Raw genomic sequence first — 16,659 nt, 5'->3', positions numbered from 1 at the left:
TTCAATCCAGCCATTTAGCAAATACGATTACCCAAACTCCTAATTGCGCAAGCAGCGTGTGAATCATAACGTGCGAGGTTTTACCCCATGTCTATAAAACCTATCTCTTCGTCGGTAAATTGTACCTTAACCAAAATTGGTCAGCGAGCACGTTTGCCAGTTGCTATCGCAGGGATTTTGCTTTCTGCCCAATCACAAGCTTTTTTACCGACACCGTTATCAGTAGTGACTACAGGAGAGCTGGCGGACAACTCTACCCCAGAGTCAGTAACCGCGCCACAAAAGAATGTAGTCACTGCTAAGGCTGTTGTCCCGTTGTCTAGTAATGTTCAAACAGACGCTCAACAGCCACCCAATAGTGCAGCGGAATCATTGCTAACTGACTGGCGCACACAGGTGAAAACAGAAAATCTGGCACAGCATACAACATGGCGACGTTTATTGTATTTTTATGATGGTCAAAATCGCGCTCTTGCTAAGAAGAAAACAGAGAGCTTGATTGATGACCCAAGCTTCTTTTTAAGTGAGCGTGGTCAACAGGATTCAGGCGCAGAATTGGATGCCATGCTGGTTGTGCTTGCACAAGAATTGACACAGTCTTCTACTACTAATGACAAGCGAGTTAACACCCAAGCCAACCGCTCCATTTCATGTCGTTTTCCAGCACGAGTCGCTTGGTTAAAAAATGTATTAACCATTGATGATGCGAGCCTACCAGCTGAATGTCCAGAGCTGGACGAATGGACACAGAAGCTTGCTCCCGAACAGCTGTCGATTATGTTTGCGCAGGAGTATTTGGACAATCCCACCTCGGCTTTTGCTCATACGTTATTGCGTATTGACTCAAAAGCAAGTGTGGCTGATCCAAGTCAAATCCATCATGCTTATGCGCTCAATTATACAGTGGGTGGCAATCCAGCAGACAGTTTTCCAGTGTATGCAGTCAAATCTATGATAGGTGGCTATGACAGTATCATCGAAATAGACCCCTATCCTGAAAGATTTGCCAAATATATACAAGATGATGAGCGTGATGCTTGGACTTATCAATTGAATCTGACACCAAGCGAGGTGCAGCAAATCATAAGGCATGTTTGGGAAACCAAAGATTTAGAGTTGCCGTATTACTTCGCTACCGATAATTGTGCGTCTGAGATTCTACGTCTCATCGATGTGGTACGACCCCAGCAACATTTATTGAGTCAACTGCCTTATGTGGTCGTTCCATCAGATGTGGTGCAATTATTAAATAAGGAAAGTCTACTCGGTAGCACCAATTATACCCCTGCCGATAGCACGTTACGTCAAGCCCAGCTCAATAAGGTGAAGGAGCAGCGTGACCAACTGGGCTATCACAATAGTGCAAAACAAATGATCAATGAGATTAAATCGGCGCAGCTCAACCCAGTGTCAAGTATGTCAGATAATAAGCAGACATTGCTACCGCGTTCCATTGCGGTATCGGATAACAACCCAATAGACAGACACCCGTTGCAACTTGGTTATGTGGGTATGGGTCAACGCGGCGATAATAACTATATCGATATTGGTGTGCGGGCAGGCTACCATGATACCCTCGATCGTCCATCAGGATTTCCGCAGTTTTTTGACTTAGGAGGTGCTGCTGCCACCTTGCGCTTATATGATAAAGACGACCACTCCTCAAGTCATCGTGACTCTCAGCCAAAAAGCGTGGTCTTGCAAAATGTAACCTTGATTCGCGGCCGCTCTTTTAATCCAATCAATTCTGCCAAAAAAGGCAAGACATGGGGCGCAACAATAGAGGCGACACGTGTCAACGATGGCTCACAAGAAAATGGAACAGATCATTTGGTGGGCAGTGTGGGTTATGAGTCAGGGTGGTCTTGGGCGTTTGGCACACCAAAGGCAAATACAGGTGAGATGCCGCCACAGCTATGCTATACCTTTTTGTCAGGAACCGCACAAACAGGGCGAGGTCTCAATAAAGGCTTTCGCGTCGGCACAGGTGTCAATGCTGGATGCCGCTACCAGATTAACAATCAGTTACGTGCGCAGGCTGAATTGCAACTGCCATATTGGTATCATGGCAACAGTAACGAATCCGACGTTCGAGGGCATTACTGGCAGCCGGTATCGACGTTAGGGTTGCAGTACGATATCGATAAAAAACAAGCACTACGTCTGAACGCCAGCTATGACTGGCAAGATCGCGTCGCTGATCATGACGATGTACAACTCTCGTATAGACGATACTTTTAGACGTTTGGCTTTTATAGTCGATAATAAATGAAGTTGATACACGATATTATGACGCGAGACTGGTACAAACCTTGCTTACTGTGCCTGCGCAGACAGGGGCTGCAAAAAATTTATCCCAGTCTCGCTGATACTCTTCTATGTTGATTTGACTATAAATATTTGGCAAAGGTAAGGATGCAGGATGAGCACTCAAAAATTTCTGATTATTGGCCAAGGTGATATTGGCTTACCAGTGACCAATAAACTGGCGCAAAACAATAAAAGCGTCACTGGATTGGCACGTGGTGAGCGTCATCGTTATGATTTGAGCGATAAAGCGATGTTTATGCAAGCCGATGCATCAACGATTACTGCTGAGCAATTGCAGGGCTTTACTCATATTGCCGTTATTGTGACGCCTGATGAATACTCTACCAGTAGCTATCACAGGAGCTATTTGGCCATCAATCAGCACTTAGCACAACTTAGTGAGAAACTCACTGAGCTTGAGCGCATTGTTTTTATCTCGTCAACGGGCGTCTATGGTCAAGATAATGGTGAATGGATTGATGAACATACGGTGCCTCTGACACCTAAGCGTGACGCGTCAAAAGTTATCCTACAAGCAGAACAAGTATTGCAACAAGGTTTTGGGGATAAGGCGATTATCATTCGTCCCAGCGGCATTTATGGGCGCGCGCGCCTCATGCGTTTGCGTAAAGCCAAGGAGTCACAAAAAGAGCCAGTGGCAGCAGAGCATTGGAGCAATCGTATTATGGATCGTGATTTGGTTAATATTATTGCCAATGTATTAATGTGCGATGCACCAAGACCTATCTATCTAGCCACTGACTATCTGCCAGTCACGACTTTTGAGTTGACCACTTGGCTCAGCAAACAGGTGGATGAAATACCGCCTACTATCGATCAGACAAAAACAGCTGTGACAGGAAAACGCTTACACAGCAACATTCCATTAGCTTGGCTGGACTATCCTGATTGGCAAGTAGGCTACCGTGATATTTTGCACCATCAAGCTTAAACTAGGTCTAGAGTAAGCCTAAATTTGGCCTAGTATCAGCGTTCGGCTTGCCTTGTTTTAAATTTTATTTTTTAGAGAGATTTCATGACTCAGCCTTCTACTTCTGACAATCGCATGCCTCATGCTGACTTTTTTGCAGAAGGCAGTAAGCGCGCAGAAGATGAGCGGTCTTGTGTTTTATCCGATAACAGCTCACCTGCGATTGTGCACCCTAATTTTGATCCCGCTCAGTCACCCGTCGATCCTGCCAGACCGTTAACAGATATCCCTGAACCGTCAAGACGACTCAATGAGCAGTTGCGCAGGCTTTATGGGCACTCGGTACGATTTTATCAGCCTAGTAAAGATAGCCTATCAAAGTGGGGATTGATTGCGTCAGAGGCGTTGTCTGAGCATTTATCGCTGTTAAAAGCGGCTCAATTGATCGACTTACCAGCCAGTTTTTATCAAAATCACAGTGAGCAGCCACTATTATCGCCCCTACATGACATGACCTTGTTGGATATGTCGGACATACAGCAAGCGATTCGGGCGTATCCAAAACTGCATCGCTACGGTTTTACCTTGAATGATTTACCAACTGAGGTGGCTGAAATTACAGATAAGCATACTGGCGTTACATCTACCTCTTTACGGGTGCTGACCAAACGCTATAATCCAGATGAGCTGCTCAATAGTCTTTACGCGGATGATTGGCAAGTCGTTTTACAGCCACAAGTGTTTGAGACGGGTGAAGGCAGTTTGGCGACTGATATTATGGCTTGTAGCGCTGCCGTTCATGCTTTAAAGCAATGTGATACGCGTAAAAGTATCAATGACCGTTATAGTGCAGCACAACTGTGTCAACACATACGCAGTTATGTCCTTAGCCAAATCACTCTTGAACCTGCGCAGCGTCATGCGTACCGCCAAATACGAATTTTTGTAGGACATGTTATCGTTGCTGCCTATCATTTGGGCTGGGATATACAAGTCAGTGCGGATGGCCAATGCTATTTCAATGTGTCATCGCGCAATGGCTTGTTGACTCGTTATCCCAATATGCAAGATTATGACATCAATGGTTGGTCAAGCTGATGAGTAATGCGTACAATAACGCAAATTTTTTGCCCTTCTTTTTGCTAATAGGAATGCCATAATGCCAAACACTCAACATTCTCTAAACCCAGACTTTTCTTCTCATGCTTTTATTCAGCTGGCTTTAGACAATCAAGTTTTAAAATTTGGTGAATTTGTACTCAAATCTGGCCGCATCAGTCCTTATTTTTTTAATGCCGGTCTGCTTGCCACAGGTGAGATGTTGTCGTTATTAGCACGCGGTTATGCAGATGCCTTAGCTGAGCAAATAACTACGAATGAGGGTACTAATCAGCAAGAGCTGGTTATTTTTGGTGCAGCGTACAAAGGTATTCCCTTTGTGGCAGCAACTGCACAAGCACTATGGCTGCATCATGGTATCAATGCCAAGTGGGGTTATAACCGCAAAGAAGCCAAAACCCATGGTGAAGGGGGTAATTTGGTTGGTGCTGATGTCAGTGGCAAAGCCGTCTGGGTACTTGATGACGTGATTACCGCAGGTACAGCCATGCGCGAAGTGGTCGAGATTTTAGAGCAAGCAGGCGCAAGTGTTGCTGGTATTATCGTGGCGCTTGATCGTAAAGAAAAAGGCCAAGCTGAGCATTCGGCGATTCAAGAGCTTGCCACGACATTACAAGTGCCTGTGCGTGCTTTGGTCGATATCGATGACTTAATCAGTTATTTGGCAGACGAACATAGTCAGCATAAAGATGCGACACAACTTGCAAAAATGCAGCATTATCGTGAGCAGTACGGCGTATAGTTTGTTGTAGAACGTTTTTATAGGCGACGGCTAGAAGCTGGCAGAATGAGCGTGTTAACTGAGTCGCCTATATTTGTCTATTTATCATACAACGTAAGTGAGCCTTACCATGAGTCAAGAAAATCAAAAAAAATCCTTAAAAATACTTATTATCATGGATCCAATCGAGCGGGTTAATTATAAAAAAGACACCAGCTTAGCGATGATGTGGGCCGCTCAAGATCGTGGTCACAGTCTGGGCTACTGTCAGATTCATGATTTGTGGTTGAATCGTGGCGAGCTGATGGTGGATACGCAGCCTGTCACCGTCAAACGCGACCCGCAAGACTTTTATACACTGGGTGATAAGTCAACGGGTTTGGTTAGCGACTATGACGTGATTTTGATGCGTAAAGATCCACCGTTTGACATGCGCTTCATTTATGCCACGTATATGCTTGATCATGCCAAAGCGGCAGGTGTGCTAGTGGTCAATGACCCACAAGCGATTCGAGACTGTAATGAGAAATTGTTTGCCACGTGGTTTAGCGATTATATGAGCCCAACGATTGTGACCAGCAAGCAGGCGCATATTCGTCAGTTTATCACCGAGCAACAAGATGTCATCGTCAAGCCATTGGATGGTATGGGCGGTACGGGTATCTTCCGCTTGACCGCTGATAGCCCCAATATTGGCGTGACGCTTGAGATGCTAACGGAGCTTGAAACTCTACCAATCATGGCGCAGCGTTATTTGCCAGAAATTAAAGAAGGCGATAAGCGTGTATTAATCGTCGATGGTGTCGTGATAGATTATAGCTTGGCTCGTATTCCAACCAAAGGCGAGACGCGTGGTAATCTCGCTGCTGGTGGTAGCGGTGTTGCCATGCCTTTGACTGATATCGAGCGCCAAGTGGCAGAAGTGGTAGCCCCAATTGTAAAAGAAAAAGGTCTGATGTTCGTCGGTTTGGACTTAATCGGTGGCCGAATTACTGAAATCAATGTCACCAGTCCGACTTGTGTGCGCGAGATTGACGATCAGTGCGGTACTGACATTGCAACAGACTTCATTGTGGCAATCGAAAATAAAATGGCAATTTAAGCCAAATAGCAACGATAGAGTAATTTATCGCTAAGGTACGTGCACAATGGCTAAAAATGATTGTGCTAAGATATTTGGTTATGACGCTTTATTTCAAACGACCTCTTATTTCAAACATTGTCGGGGCAGGATTTCTGAGCGTCTTGGGGATTGTTAAGACTGATTAATCAAAGCCAAGTCGCGATTGTTCACGGCTTGGATTTTTGTTGTCAACCATGCATAAAGTGCTGTATATCAGCCGATGATTTACTCTATACTATGCGAGTTTTTGTAGGGCCCTTATTCGTCGAGATGTCAGAAGAGTAGGGGATAATAAGTTATTCATATTAATACAGAAAAGATAGGCAGGCGTTCATGAAGACACCGCATATATTAATGATGGCTGCTGGCACAGGCGGACACGTGTTTCCAGCGTTGGCCGTGAGTGAAGAGCTTGTCAAACGCGGTGCTGTCATTCATTGGCTCGGAACGCCGCATGGGATGGAAAACGGTCTGGTCGAACCGACAGGTTATCGCTTTCATGCCATCGATATGCAAGGGCTGCGCGGCAAAGGTGTTGGGCGCTTGTTGAAACTGCCAATGGCGTTGTTATCAGCCACGATGGCGACGGTCAGAATCATCCGTAGCAATCAGATTGATGTGGTGGTTGGCTTTGGCGGTTACGTGACAGCGCCTGGTGGTATCGCGGCGCGCCTCACAAAGACGCCATTGATTATCCATGAACAAAATGCCATTGCTGGCATGAGCAATCGTTACTTATCAAAAATCGCCACCAAAGTATTGCAAGCGTTTGAGCATACCTTTGCTCATAGTGAGCTGGATTCAAAAGTTGAAACAGTAGGCAATCCTGTGCGTAATACTATCACGGGTGTCGATGAGCCTAGCGTTCGTTATGATGTGAATGATACGTCGCCCCTGAAACTGCTGGTCGTTGGTGGCTCGCTTGGTGCTCAAGCATTGAATGATACTGTACCAAAGGCGCTAGCATTGATGGAGCGTCCTTTTGAAGTTCGCCATCAATGTGGACGTAATAATGAGGCCGCAACACAAGCGGCTTATGATGCGCAGGATTTGAGTCAGCATAAATGCGTGGTCCAGCCCTTTATCAATGACATGGCCGCTGCTTATAATTGGGCAGATATGATTGTTTGCAGAGCAGGGGCATTGACCGTTACTGAAATTCAAAACGTCGGTATGGCTGCTATCTTTGTGCCCCTGCCGCACGCCGTTGATGATCATCAAACGGCGAATGCGCGCACATTAACCATGCATGATGCCGCGATTTTATTACCGCAATCTGAGCTAACGCCGCAGCGTTTGAGCGACGAGCTGAGTCAACTGAATCGTCATACCTGTTTGGAGATGGCGAAAAAAGGTCATGCCCTTGCCAATCGTCATGCTAGTAAGCATGTTGCTGATATTATTTGGCAAACCCTATAGCTCGGATGTTTTGCTATTCATGGGGGTCATAACCCATTATTTTGATTTACTAAATTTTATTCGACTTTAACTTATTTGTCTTCAATAAAGAGAACCCTTATGTCTACCCCAGCAAAAGCTCTACCCAAGCGTTTGATTGAAATACCAGAGATGCGCCGCATTCAGCATTTGCATTTTATTGGTATTGGCGGTTCGGGTATGTGCGGGATTGCTGAGGTAATGAATAATCAGGGTTATCAAGTGAGCGGTTCTGATATCAGTGATAGCTTAGTGACCAGACGTCTCGCGCAAATCGGTATCAAGATATCCATCGGTCACGATTCTAAAAACATTGCCAATGCCGATGTCATCGTTGTGTCTTCAGCAATCGATCGTAGCAATCCTGAAGTAAAAGCAGCACTTGAAGCGCGTCTGCCAGTCGTACGCCGTGCAGATATGCTTGGTGAGTTGATGCGCTATCGCCATGGTATTGCGGTTGCCGGTGCGCATGGTAAAACTACCACAACCAGTTTGCTGACTACGATGATGGCAGAAGGACAGCTTGATCCGACGTATGTGATTGGCGGTAAATTGAATGCTTCTGGCAAAAATGCTGCGCTTGGTAGTAGCCGTTTTTTGGTGGCAGAAGCCGACGAATCCGATGCATCTTTCTTATCATTGCGTCCGATGGCAGCGATTGTGACCAACATCGACCAAGATCATATGGAAACCTATGGCAACAGCTTTGACAAATTAAAAGCGGCTTATATTCAGTTTTTACACAATATGCCATTTTATGGTTTGGCGGTGGTCTGTGGTGATGATCCTGATTTATATGCCATGATTGATGATATTGGTCGCCCTGTACTTACCTTTGGTCTAGAACCATTTAATGATGTACAGGCAGTCGACTTGGTAACTGAGGGAACCAAGACACACTTTACCGTATTGCGCCGTGATCGTGATCCTTTACGTTTGACGCTCAACATTCCTGGTACGCACAACGTTTACAATGCGCTTGCTGCGATTACCATGGCGACTGACGAAGGCGTAGATGATGAGGCTATCAAACGCGCTCTGCAAAAATTCCAAGGAGTTGGACGCCGCTTTGAGCAACATGCCTGTGTGGACATAGATGATGGCAATGTCTTATTGATTGACGATTATGGTCATCATCCAAAAGAGGTGGATGCGACCATCAAGGCGGCACGTCAAAGTTTCCCTGACCGCCGATTGGTCATGTTGTTTCAACCGCATCGTTACAGCCGTACACGTGACTGTTATGATGATTTTGTCGAGGTATTGTCAAGCGTTGATGAGCTACTATTATTAGAAGTATATGCGGCTGGTGAAAGTCCAATTACAGGGGCTGATACCAAGTCATTGGCACGTAGTATTCGATTACGCGGGGAAGTGGAGCCAACGATTATAGATAAAGATAATTTGGCGCCTGTGATGCAGCGTTTATTAAAATCCAATGACATGCTTATTACCCAAGGTGCTGGTAACATAGGGCAGATAGCCATCGATTTGGCTGCCAACAATCTCTATATTCAATAAGCTAAAAGACTTTTAGGAACTATCCCCATGACAACGAATAACGCGCAAAAAAACGTAAACCATGATAATCAATCTAATAGTAATACAGACACGCATATCACACAGGATGCCGCTCTAAACACTGCCAACCATAATAACAAGAATACGAGCCAGTTTGGTAAAGTGGCCGTGGTCTATGGCGGTAGTAGTAATGAACGTAGTGTGTCTTTAGATAGTGGTGCGGCAGTATTGCAGTCGCTACAAAATCAAGGAATTGACGCGACTCATTTTGATCCTAAGGATCAAGATATCACTGAATTACGTGCGTATGATCGCGTATTCAATGTATTGCATGGTCGTGGTGGTGAAGATGGTTTGCTACAAGGCGTGTTGCAATGGTTTGATATTCCACAAACAGGTTCAGGTATTTTAGCCTCTGCATTAGGTATGGATAAAGTACGTACCAAACAGCTATGGCAAGGATGCGGCCTATCAACTGCGCCATTTTCATTGTTGACAGCAGATACTGATTGGCAGCAAGTGGTCAACACGCTTGGGCTGCCCCTAATCATCAAGCCTGTACATGAAGGCTCTAGTATTGGTATGACAAAAGTCAATCATCTCGACGAGCTTCCTGCTGCCTATGCAACAGCGGTACAGTGCGGGGATGCCGTGATGGCAGAGCGCTGGATCACGGGACGAGAATTCACGATTGTCATTATCGATGACGAAGCTTACCCCGTCATTCGTCTTGAACCGGCTGATATCACAAACTTCTACGATTTTGATGCCAAGTATAACCGTAACGATACCAGTTACTATATTCCATGCGGATTGAATGAAGCAGATGAAAAGCATCTACAAGCTTTGAGTCTTGCAGCCTTTCGTGCAGTTGATGCAAAAGGGTGGGGGCGTATTGACGCCATGCAAGATGAAGCAGGCAACTTTTGGTTGCTTGAAATCAATACTGTACCAGGCATGACCAGTCACAGCTTGGTTCCGATGGCAGCCAAAGCTCGTGGTATGGATTTTGACTCTCTGTGCTGGCACATTTTGGCGCAAACACTGTAGTTAAGGTTTAAGGTAAATCGTTTGCTGTACTAAAAGGCGGTTCATTAAATAGGTTTTAATGAAAAAGACGCACGGTAGAACGGTTTAAAAGAGGCAGATACCATAAAGAACTCGATGGCGTCTTTTATGGTATTTCTAAATGCAGTGATTTATAGTGCATGAATGTGTCGCTAGAGCTGCTATAACACAGCGTCGTGTAAACTTGTGTAAATTCACCGTCACTACGCAGTGTTAGGCTATTGTTTAACCATAAAATACGTTAATATTGTAATTATTGGTCTGTTTTAGTGATATTTATGTTTTATATGAATACTGTTCATAAGTTATTCATACATTGAGAAAAATGTTACGTTTGAATCAGTATGGCGGTATCATTTATGCCGTTTTTATCAAAGATTTTGATAACATATTGAATCAATAGGCTGCTGCAAAAAAAGACTGCATACTTATATCAATAACCTGCATAACTGGTTTATGCAATTACAGAGGCAAAGGTCGTTATGGCTCAAACTGTCAACGAAATAACTGACTTGATGAGTGATAAAACCCGTCGCCCAAAATCTAAGTTTCAAGTACCAACCACACTTAAATACTTCTTTATGGTGTTAGTGTTAGGATTACTTGTATTGATACTGATGATGGGTGGGAAAGCATTACGTGATGCACCTCCTGCTGCTATTTATGTTAGTAATAAAGGTTTGACAAGTGCAGAGTACCAATCATTGCAGCAAGTCATGGATCAGCAAAAGGTCAGTAGTTTTTTTACCTCTGATTTACAGGCCTTAAGAGACATTGCGACAGGTTTGGCTTGGGTAGATCAAGTCAGTGTTTCTCGTGACTGGCAGCGTGGTATTGTAATTACTGCATTGCCTAAACAAGCGGTAGCCAATTTTGGTACAGAGCGTTTGGTCGATGCAAAAGGGGTTGTTTTTATCCCTGCAGATGATAAAGATCTGACGCAAGAGCAATTTGCCACTTTACAAGGCGAGCTGACACAAGCCCCTGTTATCATGCAGCAAATGCAACAAGTTAATGACTGGTATGCACCGCTTGGTATTCAAGTAGAAGATATTATCTTGTCACCAAGAATGACATGGTTAATTCGATTTGATAATGGATTGCGTGTCATCGTTGACAATGAAAATACCGCACAAAAACTACTGAATTTAAGTCAGCTGCTTGGCAATCAATTAAAAAATCGTCGCGATGACATACAGTCTGTAGATTTGCGTTATAAGAATGGCTTTACCATTGCTTGGAATATGAATCAGCCACAGACTGATGAATCACAGTAGTAGATAGCAAAAATCAGGTATGTGGCAAAGAAAAAGCGCATTTTGATTTGAGCAATTTTGATAGTAATTAGTATTGAACAAACAACATCATAGCGTGTTGATAGCGCTTTTTTTAATGATTTAATGGGAACGTCATTCGGTTTCCTGTTTAGCGATAATTTGTCTGGTAACATGAAAAATACTGAAAATCTAGTTGTTGTCCATTTAAGTGCCACGGCAGTTTATGTCGTTATCGGCAATGTTGTCTCTGCAAAAGACATTCGTATTTTAGGCGTAGGGCAGGTTAAAAACAGCGATTTTTATCAAGGTCAAATAAAGCATCGTGAACGACTGCAAGGCGCTATTAAGCAAGCAATACAAGAAGCAGAAGACACTGCTAACTGCCGTGTACATAGCGTGTGGTTGACACTTGCTGCGCCTGAATTGTCTAGTAAAAATAGCGCAGGTGAAGTCCGTGTAGAGGATGAAGTTGTCCGTGCCAAGGATATGGTACAAGCATTATCCAATGCCAAATCTCGTGATTTACCATCAGATTATTATCTCATGCATTGCTGTCAGCAAGGTATTTACGTCGATGATCAAGACTTTATGGTCGATGATGCAATCGAGATGATGGCACACAATATCACTGTCATGTATCACTTAATGATGATGCCAGTGTCTAGTCGTCAGAATATCCAAAAATTACTGCAAAGCTGCGATGTTGGTATCGATCATATCGTGTTTGATGCAGTGACAAGTGCTGAATACAGCTTGATGAGCGATGAGCGCTTGCAAGGAGTTTGTTTGGTTGATATCGGTGCCAGCACCACTAGCATTTGTGTGTACAAAGAAAATAAGCTGATTTTTACGCATTGTATCGCCACAGGCAGTCATGAAGTGACAATGGATATTTCAGCCGACTTCGGTATCTCAATGATTGAAGCAGAAAAGCTTAAAAAGACCCATGGTACAGTTGATGTCAATAGCGTCGATCCGAGCTCATTCTTTCTTTTTAAGCCGCAAGGCTCAAACGATGAGATCAATATTGGTGTCTATAACTTAGCACGCATCATTGAAGCACGTTATGTCCAGATATTTACTGAGGTGGCTCGTCAATTGCATGACGCCGACCTGATAGGATATATTGATAAAGGTATCGTATTATCTGGCGGCGGTAGCATGATTAAAGGTATGGTCCCTTTTGCCAAAAAGCTGCTCAAAATGCCAGTGGTATTGACCAATACTCATCCTGCAATTAGTGCTTACAATCATTTTGATAACGATGAATCCTTTAAACAGCTTAATATTCAAGTAAATGATCGCGCTTATCAGACAGCATTTGGTACACTACTCTATAGTCAGAGTGAGCAGTTCCGCCGCAGTGAAAAAAGTGAGCCTGAAGCGATTCAGAAAAACCGAGTGACAGGGGTTTTTCAAAGTGCAGGACAACGTTTTGCGAGCGTACTGAAAAAAATATTGTAGTCGTGTTTTATATATTTTTAAATGTTTAGAAGATTGACCCCTTGCAAAATGCATTGAAATAATCTGATCTAAAGATGATGTAATATTGAAAGTAATGCCTTGATCGGTGATGACATATTTTGTCTAAGCTGTATGGTTTAATCCATAGCCCTGTTTTATTTAAATACATTTATATATATAGTGTGTCGATAGCGCAACTCATGAGTGCGTTACCACGTATCGACCATTACGCTATTTGCAACTGGAGAATCTTTTTTATGTCAAAATACACCATGCCAGATGATAACCAGCTTCAAAATAACGGCCAAGCGAGCTTCACTGTATTCGGTGTGGGTGGTGGCGGCGGTAATGCGGTTGAGCATATGGTACAACAAGGAATTAGAGGTGTAACCTTTGTCTGTGCTAATACGGATAAACAAGCGCTTGATCGTTTAACTGCGCCGCACAAATTACAACTTGGTGCAAAAACAAATCGTGGTCTTGGTGCAGGGGCAAACCCAGAAGTAGGACGTGAAGCGGCAGAGAGCGAAGAAGAAGCCATCCGTGCCTTACTTGAGCATTCCGATATGGTATTTATCACCGCAGGTATGGGTGGTGGTACAGGTACAGGTGCTGCGCCAGTGGTTGCTCGTATTGCTAAAGAAATGGAAGTTTTGACCGTTGCAGTAGTGACCACACCTTTCAAATTTGAAGGCGGCAAACGTATCAAAGCTGCTAAAGCGGGTATTGAGCAGTTGACCAACTTTGTGGATTCTATCATTACGATTCCAAATGATAAGTTGATGAGTGTCTACGGTAATATCTCTATGCAAGACGCTTTCAAAAAAGCGGATGATGTTTTACTGCACGCCGTTCAGGGTATTGCCGAAACCATCGCTAGCGAAGGTATGATTAACATCGATTTTAATGATATTCGTACGGCAATGACGGCTAAAGGCCACGCAATGATGGGTATTGGTCGTGCAAGCGGTGATGACCGTGCGCGTCAAGCGACCGAAAAAGCCATCAGATCGCCACTACTTGATGATTTGCGTTTGGAAAATGCCAAAGGTCTATTGGTCAACGTGATTTCCTCTGAATCATTATCTTTGGATGAAATGAGTAAAATCAGTGCCATAGTCGAAGAAATTACCGATATCGATGACGCTCATATTTTCTATGGTTCTGTGATTGATGAAAAAATGGGAGATGACTTGCACGTGACCGTTATCGCTACAGGCCTAACGTTAGATGAAAACGCGGGTCAAGAACCAGAAGTGGTGGAGCAACCAGTTCCATCGGTTAATAGCACCCAACCTGTCGATCCTAACGTACATACTAGTGCGCTAAACAGTCAAAAACAAGCACAAGCCCAAATTTACCAAGATACCGCAGCACGTTCGAACGCACCTCAAGAGCAGCCTAAAACCAAAACCAACAGTATTCAAGATTATTTAAAGCGTCAACAAAATAAGTAATTCTTATAGAGACACCAAGTATTTAGAAGCATGAAAAAGCCAGCGCTGAGTCGCTGGCTTTTTCATGCTTCTAAATAGTAGATAGCATGAAAATTGTCATCAAATGGACATATCTGATGATTTTATTGCATAAAATGTTTCGAAAAGTTGGATGTTTATACAAAGAAACATAAATACTAAGCGCCATAAATCATGAATATATATGACGATAAGTGTTATCAATCAAGGAGATAAGCAAATTAAAGAGTATTAGCTATAGCGAAATGGGGGTAGGTAATGATACACTATGGCAATTGTAACAAAATATGTGAGAAGACAGCCATGAACCAAAGAACCCTAAAAACTGCGATTGCTGTTACAGGTACAGGTCTCCATAGTGGTCAGCCTGTTAACTTAGAGTTTTATCCGCAGCCAGTGGATACTGGTATTGTTTTCGAGCGCTCTGATATCGAAGGCAGTCAGCCAATCCCAGCCAGTGCCTTTTTAGTACAAGATACTATGATGTCGTCAAATCTCGTATTTGGTGGTACTCGTGTCGGCACCGTCGAGCACCTTTTGAGCGCGATTGCTGGACTTGGCATAGATAACCTCTTGATTCGTGTTTCTGCCTCAGAAATACCAATCATGGATGGTAGCGCTGCACCTTTTGTTGGATTGTTACTTGAAGCAGGGTTGTGTGAGCAAGAAGCTGCTAAAAAGTTCATTAGAATTGTTCGGCCTGTACGTGTAAAAGTGGATGATAAATGGGCAGAACTGCGTCCTTATGACGGTTTTGAGCTAAATTTTGAAATCGATTTTGATCATCCTGCTATTGATAAAAACTTTCAGCACGCTCAGCTGCAGTTTTCTACACAAAACTTCATTGAACAATTAAGCTCAGCACGTACTTTTGGTTTTTTGCGTGATATTGAGGCAATGCGCCAAAACAACTTGGCGTTAGGCGGTAGCATGGACAATGCAATCGTCATCGATGAAGCAAACGTATTGAATGAAGAAGGCTTACGCTTCAATGATGAGTTTGTCCGTCACAAAATTCTGGATGCTTTGGGAGATTTATATTTAATCGGTTATCCAATTTTGGGTCGCTTTAATGCTTATAAATCTGGTCATGCGCTAAACAATTTACTGGTGCGTGAAATACTATCTGACCATGATAATTTTGAAATTGTAACTTTTGATGACAATGTAACTTGTCCTATCAAGTATTTACCTTTAGAAGATTTAGCTGTTGAAGGATGAATACAGGAATATACACGAAGTATCGAAACATTTACGCAATATTACATGATCGGGCTATAATTACATTCCTATAATATTCTATTTTTTGAATATATTGTTCGAGTCATTTTAAAAATTCTACTTCAGAGTAGAGAATACAAAAGCTGTAGATGGTTTTTAAATCATCTATTGGTAGCATTCAAATTATGAATGATGCCAATAGATGATTTTTTTTGTTTGTAATATTACAAAACCCCAGCGTTACTCGTTAATTTTCACGATTTTATTTACATAACTTTACATTATGAAGTCATGATTTTTAATCATTTATTAAGCGTAAAAGGGCTTTTTTGAGATTTTCATCAGTGGTGACATGCTCTGCGGCCTGTGATATAGTCCGCTTTGTGTTTTGGCTAAGGGCCTGATTTTCATTGATTTCAAGAGTTTTTGATTTGGTCATTGATAATGACGATGATTGTTGAATTGAATGATTATGAGCGGAAGTTTTAGCAATTACGACGCGAATTTGTTTGAGTTGTTTAAATGTAATTGATTGCTCTGTTAACACTCGCAAATAAGCACTCTGTAAATAGCGGATATGATTAGCAGCTGTTACAGAGCCAACACTGAGTATGAGTTGCTCAGGAGTAAATCCTACAACCCAACAGGTACTAAGGATTTCTTCAGGTAGACAATCTACCAGTAGCTCTTTTATCTCAGCGGTCATTTTTGTATATAGCCGCATATTATCAGCAAGAGTTTGTGGTAGCGCACTACCAGCAAAAGCTTGATGATCGATAAGTTTAGCAAGCCGATTAGGCTGTTTTTTTGACATCGCAATGACTCATCTAATAGGTGACAACGTCGATAGACATGCTAAAAGCAATATATAACAAACGATTTACGAGATATTTGACTAGCCTGATGTAATCAATACTAGTCACTATAGAAAAAAGAGTGGGCTGTTGTAACAAGGATTTTATCATGTTTATTTTATGATTATATCCTCTAAA

At 43.0% G+C, this 16,659-nt stretch carries 13 protein-coding genes; 12 read left to right on the top strand and 1 reads right to left on the bottom strand.

The annotated features are described in order from the left end of the window. The first annotated feature begins 87 nt into the window (after nucleotides 1–87). From A3K91_RS11340 to lpxC, 12 genes are all read left to right on the top strand, one after another. On the top strand, nucleotides 88–2,241 hold the full coding sequence (locus A3K91_RS11340; protein WP_062845360.1) for an Lnb N-terminal periplasmic domain-containing protein: 2,154 nt from the start codon (nucleotides 88–90) through the stop codon (nucleotides 2,239–2,241). A 181-nt stretch (nucleotides 2,242–2,422) separates the two neighbouring features. Continuing rightward, the gene (locus tag A3K91_RS11335) at nucleotides 2,423–3,262 is read left to right on the top strand and encodes an SDR family oxidoreductase (protein ID WP_062845359.1); all 840 of its coding nucleotides are present in this window, start codon (nucleotides 2,423–2,425) and stop codon (nucleotides 3,260–3,262) included. 84 nt (nucleotides 3,263–3,346) lie between these two features. Continuing rightward, entirely contained in the window at nucleotides 3,347–4,339 is a 993-nt protein-coding gene (locus A3K91_RS11330; protein WP_062845358.1) for a hypothetical protein, read from the top strand. 61 nt (nucleotides 4,340–4,400) lie between these two features. Continuing rightward, nucleotides 4,401–5,102, top strand: coding sequence for an orotate phosphoribosyltransferase (pyrE, locus tag A3K91_RS11325; RefSeq protein ID WP_062845357.1), 702 nt, complete (start codon nucleotides 4,401–4,403; stop codon nucleotides 5,100–5,102). Between the two features lie 109 nt (nucleotides 5,103–5,211). After that, nucleotides 5,212–6,183, top strand: a complete 972-nt coding sequence (gene gshB, locus A3K91_RS11320; RefSeq protein ID WP_062845356.1) for a glutathione synthase — start codon at nucleotides 5,212–5,214, stop codon at nucleotides 6,181–6,183. A gap of 354 nt (nucleotides 6,184–6,537) precedes the next feature. Next, nucleotides 6,538–7,623: an undecaprenyldiphospho-muramoylpentapeptide beta-N-acetylglucosaminyltransferase gene (murG, locus tag A3K91_RS11315; RefSeq protein WP_062845355.1), complete on the top strand. Its 1,086-nt coding sequence runs from the start codon at nucleotides 6,538–6,540 to the stop codon at nucleotides 7,621–7,623. Between the two features lie 99 nt (nucleotides 7,624–7,722). Beyond that, nucleotides 7,723–9,162 (top strand): UDP-N-acetylmuramate--L-alanine ligase, encoded by a 1,440-nt coding sequence (gene murC, locus A3K91_RS14160; protein WP_062845354.1) that lies wholly within the window; start codon nucleotides 7,723–7,725, stop codon nucleotides 9,160–9,162. Nucleotides 9,163–9,189: 27 nt separating this feature from the next. Beyond that, nucleotides 9,190–10,212, top strand: coding sequence for a D-alanine--D-alanine ligase (locus A3K91_RS14155; protein ID WP_084387343.1), 1,023 nt, complete (start codon nucleotides 9,190–9,192; stop codon nucleotides 10,210–10,212). A gap of 500 nt (nucleotides 10,213–10,712) precedes the next feature. Continuing rightward, nucleotides 10,713–11,507: a cell division protein FtsQ/DivIB gene (locus tag A3K91_RS11300; protein WP_062845353.1), complete on the top strand. Its 795-nt coding sequence runs from the start codon at nucleotides 10,713–10,715 to the stop codon at nucleotides 11,505–11,507. A gap of 171 nt (nucleotides 11,508–11,678) precedes the next feature. Further along, nucleotides 11,679–12,971, top strand: coding sequence for a cell division protein FtsA (ftsA, locus tag A3K91_RS11295; RefSeq protein ID WP_201509084.1), 1,293 nt, complete (start codon nucleotides 11,679–11,681; stop codon nucleotides 12,969–12,971). 257 nt (nucleotides 12,972–13,228) lie between these two features. Next, nucleotides 13,229–14,428 (top strand): cell division protein FtsZ, encoded by a 1,200-nt coding sequence (ftsZ, locus tag A3K91_RS11290; protein WP_062845998.1) that lies wholly within the window; start codon nucleotides 13,229–13,231, stop codon nucleotides 14,426–14,428. A 321-nt stretch (nucleotides 14,429–14,749) separates the two neighbouring features. Continuing rightward, nucleotides 14,750–15,667 (top strand): UDP-3-O-acyl-N-acetylglucosamine deacetylase, encoded by a 918-nt coding sequence (gene lpxC, locus A3K91_RS11285; protein WP_062845351.1) that lies wholly within the window; start codon nucleotides 14,750–14,752, stop codon nucleotides 15,665–15,667. A gap of 298 nt (nucleotides 15,668–15,965) precedes the next feature. Here the strand turns inward: lpxC and A3K91_RS11280 are convergent, their stop codons facing one another. Then, nucleotides 15,966–16,481 carry a hypothetical protein gene (locus A3K91_RS11280; protein ID WP_062845350.1) on the bottom strand — a complete coding sequence of 172 codons (516 nt, stop codon included), beginning with the start codon at nucleotides 16,479–16,481 and terminating at the stop codon, nucleotides 15,966–15,968. Nucleotides 16,482–16,659 lie beyond the last annotated feature (178 nt).

It is taken from the genome of Psychrobacter alimentarius (assembly GCF_001606025.1).
Taxonomy (GTDB): domain Bacteria; phylum Pseudomonadota; class Gammaproteobacteria; order Pseudomonadales; family Moraxellaceae; genus Psychrobacter; species Psychrobacter alimentarius.
Note: the sequence above shows the minus strand (reverse complement) of the source record. Positions and strands in the feature narration are given on the sequence as shown.